10 protein-coding genes and 1 pseudogene are annotated in these 6206 nt (G+C 56.8%); 3 read left to right on the top strand and 8 right to left on the bottom strand.

Annotation, left to right across the window (positions count from 1 at the left end):
* Positions 1–71 precede the first annotated feature (71 nt).
* Positions 72–167: pseudogene (locus C5Y83_RS30175) on the top strand (pentapeptide repeat-containing protein); the annotation flags it as partial.
* Positions 168–358: 191 nt separating this feature from the next.
* Here the strand turns inward: C5Y83_RS30175 and C5Y83_RS29445 are convergent.
* The 8 genes from C5Y83_RS29445 to C5Y83_RS16195 form a co-directional block, all read right to left on the bottom strand.
* Complete coding sequence (locus C5Y83_RS29445) at positions 359–523, bottom strand: hypothetical protein (protein ID WP_158262378.1); 165 nt, start codon at positions 521–523, stop codon at positions 359–361.
* Between the two features lie 316 nt (positions 524–839).
* Positions 840–1145, bottom strand: coding sequence for a hypothetical protein (locus C5Y83_RS16225; protein WP_105330752.1), 306 nt, complete (start codon positions 1143–1145; stop codon positions 840–842).
* A gap of 15 nt (positions 1146–1160) precedes the next feature.
* Positions 1161–1514 carry a hypothetical protein gene (locus tag C5Y83_RS16220; RefSeq protein ID WP_105330751.1) on the bottom strand — a complete coding sequence of 118 codons (354 nt, stop codon included), beginning with the start codon at positions 1512–1514 and terminating at the stop codon, positions 1161–1163.
* Positions 1515–1516: 2 nt separating this feature from the next.
* Entirely contained in the window at positions 1517–2494 is a 978-nt protein-coding gene (locus C5Y83_RS16215) for a hypothetical protein (protein WP_105330750.1), read from the bottom strand.
* Positions 2495–2496: 2 nt separating this feature from the next.
* Positions 2497–2715, bottom strand: a complete 219-nt coding sequence (locus C5Y83_RS16210) for a hypothetical protein (protein ID WP_105330749.1) — start codon at positions 2713–2715, stop codon at positions 2497–2499.
* Positions 2716–2808: 93 nt separating this feature from the next.
* Entirely contained in the window at positions 2809–3249 is a 441-nt protein-coding gene (locus tag C5Y83_RS16205) for a tellurite resistance TerB family protein (protein ID WP_158262377.1), read from the bottom strand.
* Positions 3250–3319: 70 nt separating this feature from the next.
* Complete coding sequence (gene csrA / locus C5Y83_RS16200) at positions 3320–3526, bottom strand: carbon storage regulator CsrA (RefSeq protein ID WP_105330747.1); 207 nt, start codon at positions 3524–3526, stop codon at positions 3320–3322.
* 247 nt (positions 3527–3773) lie between these two features.
* Positions 3774–4745: a tyrosine-type recombinase/integrase gene (locus C5Y83_RS16195; RefSeq protein ID WP_105330746.1), complete on the bottom strand. Its 972-nt coding sequence runs from the start codon at positions 4743–4745 to the stop codon at positions 3774–3776.
* Between C5Y83_RS16195 and C5Y83_RS16190 the strand changes: the two genes are divergently transcribed.
* Together C5Y83_RS16190 and C5Y83_RS29145 are read left to right on the top strand one after the other, a co-directional pair.
* Positions 4744–5016 carry a hypothetical protein gene (locus C5Y83_RS16190; protein ID WP_105330745.1) on the top strand — a complete coding sequence of 91 codons (273 nt, stop codon included), beginning with the start codon at positions 4744–4746 and terminating at the stop codon, positions 5014–5016. The two genes, C5Y83_RS16195 and C5Y83_RS16190, sit on opposite strands and share 2 nt — an antisense overlap.
* A 932-nt stretch (positions 5017–5948) precedes the next feature.
* On the top strand, positions 5949–6173 hold the full coding sequence (locus C5Y83_RS29145) for a hypothetical protein (protein WP_146117798.1): 225 nt from the start codon (positions 5949–5951) through the stop codon (positions 6171–6173).
* Positions 6174–6206 lie beyond the last annotated feature (33 nt).

Genomic DNA, 6206 nt, shown 5'->3' with positions numbered 1-6206 from the left:
GGGCCAATCTCTAAGGGGCCAATCTCGAAGGGGCCAATCTCGAAGGGGCCAATCTCGAAGGGGCCAATCTCGAAGGGGCCAATCTCGAAGGGGCCAATCTCGAAGGGGCCAATCTCGAAGGGGCCAATCTCGAAGGGCGTTATGGTCCAAGAGAGGAAGACAGTTGATCGCCAGGAAGGACTGAGATCCTTACGGCCTAATTCAAAACGGTCGAGTCCGTTGAGCAAATTTTGAGGGGCCAGACGCTTTACTCGGCGTTTACGATTGGAGCATCTGTGGATTTATGATCGAAGGGCCCGCTATTAAGGCCAGGTTCGACGCCTCGTCACTCGAAGCTCCGAGTGTTCAGGCGATCAGTTCACTGAGTGTTAGTCTTGTTGATTCGCCTCGCAGCAAACACGCAGACGACCACCAACAACGCAACGGACATCATCGCCAACCAGGGCAATAGTGACCGCAGCACGAACATAGCCAGCGGCAACAATATGATTGCCGCAAAAAACAACACCAGATAGAAACGCATGATTAGCTCTCCTAGATTGGTTTCATTTGGTTCCTTGCCATCCGAGGCATGCTAGTTCCTCCATGGCGAACGAAGTCTTTCGCGGCCAGCAGATCATCGGCCATCAATTCGCCGCAGTAGCGTTGCATAAAAATGAACTTCAAGATTCAAAACAGGTGCAATTGCTGGCCGGACATCTCGGACCGCGATCGCAACGAAAACTCAGGCGAACCACACCGCGGGCAATAGCCGCGAAGCGGTGTCCGGATCACGTAGCAGCGGTTACAGATCCATAACCAACGCTTCCATTCGTTGGGGTCGTGTTTCTTCTCTGCCATCATTCGCCCCCATCGGCGTTGGCCAGCAGCTCGGCCAGGTCGCCCGTTAGCTGTTTTGATTCGAGAAACAGCAGCCGGCATTCATAACCGAAGCCAGGCCGCAGAAACGTATGGGCCTCCGCTTTGATCAGGTGCAGGCCTGGCGTTTGTGGCAGAAATGGCGGCGCGATGTAAACCGTCAGGTTGCCGCGAAGTAGGCATTCGGCGCCGTCGTCAAACTGAATCGGCGAATGTTCCAGGATCGGCGAATGTTCGCGGCCTGGTCCGATCCACGTAACCAGGTCGATCAGTTGGGGGCTACTCAATGGGTTTCCTTTCGATCAGTTCAAACTTGGCCGAAGCATCGCCACGCGATTGGTTTCTGGTTTCAGGCCTTGGCAACCACAGCCACAGGCCACGAAGTTGATCACCTTAGGAATTTGCGTCGGCCGCTTGTCGTCCGCGTCGAACACGTACAGCCGGACAACGTCGCCAGGCGTGACCGTGATCCCCTTTTCCGCGGCTTCGCATTGCAGCCGTGCGAATGAATACATGAGGGTCACTTCGCGGACGATGAAGCCCGCGCCTTCGGGCAGGTATTGCGGAAACTCGACTTGGACTGGTTCGCCTTCGGCTTCGCTGTTCCATTCCGGACAGCTCGCCAAACGCATCACCACGTGCCACGCTTTGACCATGGTTATTTGCTCGCTAGTTGATGGGTGAAGGTGAAGCGGACCTCGAACAAGGCCCGTTTGATTTCGGCCGCGCTCATTCCGTCAGCAAGGCCCTTCTTGGCGATCACTTCGCGGACGTCGGTGATCGTCTTGCCGTGCTTCTCTGCCCAGGCGATCACGTCAGACACGTGCCTGGTGACTCTGATCGTCGCCGTGTTGCGTGCGGGCCACGTGGCGGGATCCATTGGGCTCGTAAACGTCGCCGCGTTTCTCAGCCGCTTATAGAGGGCCCCAGCGTCGAACGCCCCAACGGCCTTGCCTTCCTGGTGGAACGCGACGCAGTCCAGGACGTAGCCAGGCGAAACGCCGGCCGATCGGGCCGACTCGATCGCGTGTCGGAATTCCGAAACCCCAGCCTTCGAAACCGCCTCCGCCGCCGCCTCCCAGGTCGCTTCCTGGGAGGTGGAGGTATTGGGTTCTTGGGTAATGGGAGAAGAGGAATATAGAGAAACGCTATTTGTCTGGTCGGTTGTCCGGTCGGTTGTCATATCGGTTGTCTCCTCGGTTGTCCGGTCGGTTGTCATGGGGTGACATTCGACCCAGCGGGCGACGTTTCGCCAGTTGATCGATCGGGCCACGTGGTCGATCCCGCGGACCGCTTCCACCACCTGGCGTTGGTCGATGATCCCCAGCCGTCGAAGCTGGGCCGCGCCCCGTTGAACGCTCCGCGGGGTGATCTCGTCCCCGTTCGGTTTTTGCATCGCCGGATCCGCGGCGATCTGCTTGGCCTTCCAGCGGAACGCGTCGCCGTTGTTCTTCGTGATGTGGTAGATCAGCTTCGCCAATCGATAGGCGGTCGTGCTTGGGTGAACGCCGGCCGCTTCCAAGGCCTGGTCGAGCGCTTCAAGCTGTTGGGCCCGTAGCTTGGCCTTGGCCGCGTCTTCTCGATCGATCGCCACGAACAGCGGCTCGAGGCCGATCTGGTTTGCTTCGCTTCGCATGGTTAACCGCCTCCCATCTGTTCCAACCGGTCAACGGTGTGGACCTTCCAGGAATGACCAAGCGGCAGGCCGGCCGATCGCCTTAGCTGGTCGATCTTGCTGGCGATCAGCAAGCGGCGGAATTGCTCGGCCGCTTGTTCGTGTTGCTTCACCTGGTTGGCCGCGATCCGCGACATCAAGCGGTCATAAGACGACGGTGGCGGGTCGATTAAAATCGACATAGGGAACTCCTTTCCGTTGGGCGTGCATCCTTCAAAAACACGCGCCGGGCCCATCCTCAGCACACCAACCAGGCCCGACGCGGTTCTTGGGGGTTACAGCCCGTAGTTCGCCGGATTGATGTCCATGCGGGAACAGAGCTGGCGAACGATGCCCTTCTCGGTGTCGTCGAAGTCACCATCGGCCCCGCCGATGTAAACGGCCGCCCGAATGATCGCCTCGGCCGCGTCGCCGCGGGCCTTGCCGACTTCGTCGATAATTTCCATCGCGCCCAGGTTGGGGTCGAAGTCGATCTTGGCTTCCGCTTTCGCGATCACTTCCAAAATGTCGTCGAGCGAGTATTGCGGAAGCTTTTCATGGATCAGCGCGGCCGTGGCTTTTCGCTCGTTGGCGTCGAAGTCGCCATCGGCGCGGCCAACCAGGAAGCAGGCCCACACGACGCGATTAAACGCGGTCCGATCTTTGATCCGTGAGAAGGTGGCCGCGCTGTTTTCGCGGACTGACTTAAAAAAGTCGGTGAACATGGGGAACGCCATCAGAAAACTACTCCATTCAAAAAAGAGAAACGGCCCACAACGCCCTGGGCCGCGGGGGCATGTTGTGAGACTAAGCGGCCGGCGATCGCGGGACATCGTCGCCCGCTTCCGGATCTTCGCCTTGGATCTTTGCCCAAACTTCGCGGCGGTGAACTTCGACCGATTTAGGGGCTTCAATGCCCAGGCGGACCTTGTCGCCGCGAAGTTGCAAAACGACGATTTCGACGTCGTCGCCTACTTTGATCGAATCGCCGATTTTGCGAGATAAAACAAGCATGAGAATCCTTTCACTTGCGGACCGTTCAGCGGTCCAGGGGGGCAATAAAAAACGCCCGCGCAGCCATTGCGCGGGCGTTCGGTTGTTCCTGATAGGTTGCCGGCCGCTTTCCACTGCAGCGCGGGGGAAAGTGGACGCAGCAGGCCACAAAGCGGCCGGCAACCGGGGGCAGCGAAGGCCACGCGCAAGACCGCCTCGCGCGTGGTGGAAGAGAAGGGGAGGGGAGTCCAACGAAGCGGACGGTCCGTTAAACGGCTTCCGATTCCTCCCCGCCCTGGGCTAATGCATCGAAGATCGTCAGCTTCTCTTGAGCTTGGGAGAGCAAGCGAATCTTCTGGTAGATTCGCGTCGTTCGCATGCTCGCATGACCGGCCGCAAACTGGGCCGCTTCGCCAGATATCTCCGATAGGCTCGTGATCGCTGAAGAACGAACGGCATGAAAACCAAAATGAGGAACGCCAGCCAGGTCTTGCAGGCGATGGAGTTCGTCGTAGATCGTCTTCTTGGAGTGTTCCTCGAAGATGGGAAACAGAAGTTCTCGAGATCCACGAATCCTCATCAGCAATTGCATGACGTAGGAGTGAACGGGTTTCGGTTCGTCCTTCTTCGACTTGCGACAGATCTCGTATGGCAAGACGATTTGCATTCGATCCCATTTCACGGCATTCATCGGGATCTGCGAACACTGGCCAATTCGAAGACTTGTGCAAAGCTGCAGACCAAATAACGCTTGCCACAAGTGCCCAGGTGCGACGCCCGGAACTCTTGGCAAGCGTGCGTGTTCGGCCGCAACGTGAAACACTTTCACAATGTCGTCTGCGGGAACTTCGTCCTGATAAGTCTCCCGACGTTTCGGCAACTTCGTAAAGGGAACACGATCGAGAATGCCAACGGCGGTCTTCTCTTTGCCGCGACGACCAGGCGGCCCAGCTTGATCGAGAATCCACTGAACATGCGAGAGATGTTTGTGGACGGTGTTTACAGAAAGCGAGCGCCCGCGAAATCGATAGGCGAGAAGATCGCCTTTGAACGCGGATAGTGTTTCGCAGCTGATTTCGTTGAGTGTGGGATTCTCGGTAAGTTCTTCCCACAGATCGAGAGCTCGTTCGTAGCCTTCCATGTTGCGGCTGGTCGGATCCTCGATGCAGTGCGGAATGTAATGGCGTTGGAAGAACTGCCGGAGATATGTATTTGGCCCAAGTGGTGGTTGGGAAATCATGGAAAAGATGCCTATTGCAGAGCACTGGCGTACGCTTGCTCCTCGCGTCCGTCGCCGCGATTGCCAGTATCAAGGCCTCCCTGAGAGTCGCGCATTCCCACGCGACATGCGAGGTGTTTCGTTTGGACGCGCAAGCGTCCGGTTGGTGCATGCAAAGATGCATGGTGTTGGTCCACTGGATTGGCACCAAGCGCAGCATTCCAACAAGGCGGTTAGTCACCTTTTCGATAGCGAGTCAGTCACGACGACCGGCGCGGTAGCGTTATGTTGAAATGGCAGTCAGAGGACGGCGCGGGCTCCTGCTCAGGTCCGCGCCGCCTCTGATCCAGCCAGGCTCGGCGGTCGTAGCCAATGCCGAAACTTCTGCAAAACGGCTACGACAAATTCGGAGGTGTGCAAGAATCTCCGAAGGTCGAGGCCACGCCGCCGAGTAAGCACGGTGTACGGTGTAAATGGCGCGCCGCGAACGTACCCAACTAGGGCCATCGGCTCGAAGAACTTGCAGAAGTTTTCTGTTAGAGGATCGCCAGCAGGGCACTAAACCGTTGGAGGCAATCGGCCGCATGAAGCGGCACTGGCATTGTTAGCTGAAGGAACAATCTAGCCAGATTCGCTCATGAGTCAAGCGAGGTATGCTAAGAAAAACGCGATGAAGCGCACGAAAAAGCCACGATCCGTTGACCGCGGCTAAATGTGATGGCGTCGTTTTTTTGTCGATCAAATATGCGAGAGCATTCCGAAGATTCGCCGTTATTCTTGGGGCAATTGGCCGATTAAGACGGCAATTGCAAACGACTCGCCAGGGAGTTTTCGGTTACTCCAACAGCGGGCCCCCGAGTTAGCCATAAAAACAATCATCCTAATGGGATTTTAGTGCTAAGGTTGGTTATCGCTTATGCGGAAAGAATACCGGAGTGTAACTCCGGTATCGCGTCTGAATGGATGTAATCTTTAGGCGTTCCCTCGGTAAGCCTACCGGAAGGTTCTCCGGTATTTAGATGGGTTAGGCTCATCAGCCCGGCGTCGCAATGTAGCTAACAAAACCAGTTTAGGCAGCAAAGTGCCAAAGAGTTTTCATTGCGACCCCGGGCCGGTGAGCCTATCGTAGTTGGGCTAATTCTGGCGTGTCTGATTCCATCGCGAGAAGTTCACAAACTGCGCTACACCGTGCAATTCATCTGCAACAGCAGTAAGGACTGATTCATGCAGAATCACAGCGTCAGTATGGCTATCATTTCGCACGTCAAGACGGACAATCCATTCGTCATGCGATCCAAGATTCGGATGCGTGGCGGTGACAATCACGGACTGAAGAACAATCTCCAACTCGTTTCGCCACCGAGACTCAAGAGACCGTTGTTCTTTGATGTGCTTCTCGGCTGTGCGAATGGCAGCGACACAGGACTCAGCGGCATCATCCGAAGGTAAGACGACGAGCCGATTCGGCCCTTGCGATAGCTC

The sequence above is a fragment of the Blastopirellula marina genome (assembly GCF_002967765.1).
GTDB lineage: Bacteria > Planctomycetota > Planctomycetia > Pirellulales > Pirellulaceae > Bremerella > Bremerella marina_A.
The sequence above is the reverse complement of the archived record's forward strand: the minus strand, read 5'-3'. Positions and strand labels throughout refer to the sequence as shown.